The organism is Arthrobacter sp. H20 (genome assembly GCF_000520515.1).
Classification (GTDB): Bacteria; Actinomycetota; Actinomycetes; order Actinomycetales; family Micrococcaceae; genus Arthrobacter_D.
Map to the genome: position 1 here is coordinate 1 of NZ_AZRY01000245.1, position 1,117 is coordinate 1,117.

The following is a 1,117-nucleotide window of genomic DNA, read 5'->3' on the forward strand; positions in this document are numbered from 1 at the left end:
TTCACCTGGACCAAGTCAGCGGAGTACCTCCTGGGCAAGATGAAACGCAAACAAACCATTAACACGGAGCACTAGGAAGTATCCCGATGAGCTTCGTGAGCGGGCGGTCCGTCTGGTGACGGACGCGCAGAAGGACCCTAGCGGTCGGCGGGGCGCGTGTACCAGGATCGGTGCTCAACTGGGCATCCCGGCGGACACAATCCGTGGCTGGCTGCGTACCGTCGAGATCGATCAAGGCCTGAGGCCGGGGACAACAACCGATGACGCTGCCCGGTTGGCGTCGCTCGAACGCGAAGTCGTTGAGTTGCGCCGGGCCAACGGGATCCTGAAATCGGCGTCGGCTTTCTTCGCGGCGGAGCTCGACCGCCCCTTACGACGATGATCGCCTACATCGATCAGCACAAGGACGAATACGGGGTCGAGCCGATCTGCAAACAGCTGCCGATCGCCCCATCAACGTACTACGCAGCGAAGGCCCGCCCGGAGTCCAAACGCTCCATCACTGACACGGTCACGACGGAGAAGATTACCCGGGTGCACTCGGAGAATTACAGTGTTTACGGGGCCAGGAAAGTGTATGCAGCCCTGAACCGTGGAGGACATCGGGTAGCCCGCTGCACGGTGGAACGCCTGATGCGTGGTGCCGGTCTGCGCGGGGTGCGTCGGGCCAAAAGTCCGCGTACGACCGTGCCGGGGCCATTCTCGGAGCGGCCAGCGGATTTGGTCCGTAGGCAGTTCACCGCGCCGGCCCCGAATTGTTTGTGGGTCGCGGACATCACCTATATTCGGACGTTCTCCGGCTGGGTGTACGCGGCGTTCGTCCTGGATGTGTTCTCCCGCCGGGTGGTCGGCTGGCAGCTATCCACGACCCTGCACACGGACCTGGCGTTGGATGCGTTGGAGATGGGTTTGTGGACCCGTCAGCACGCTGGAAAGGACGTCTCCCAGCTCATACATCACAGCGACAGAGGAGTGCAGTATCGGGCGATCCGCTATACCGAAAGGCTCGCTGAGTCCGAAGCAGTCGCTTCCGTCGGCGCTAAGGGTGATAGCTACGACAACGCCATGGCCGAGGCCCTGAACTCGCTGTTCAAGGCCGAGCTAATCCGGAACAAAG

General features: G+C 62.0%; 1 protein-coding gene, 1 pseudogene and 1 other annotated feature. The gene and the pseudogene both read left to right on the forward strand.

The features are described from left to right. Positions 1-79: 79 nt before the first annotated feature. Positions 80-382 (forward strand): annotated as a pseudogene (locus tag Y703_RS17455) (IS3 family transposase); the annotation flags it as partial. Continuing rightward, positions 340-453 (forward strand) — a sequence feature (AL1L pseudoknot). Its footprint overlaps the pseudogene before it by 43 nt. After that, on the forward strand, positions 379-1,117 hold a 739-nt coding region (locus Y703_RS0102445; protein ID WP_035763533.1), incomplete at its 3' end, for an IS3 family transposase. (Overlaps the previous feature by 75 nt.) The pseudogene Y703_RS17455 and the gene Y703_RS0102445, both read left to right, overlap by 4 nt.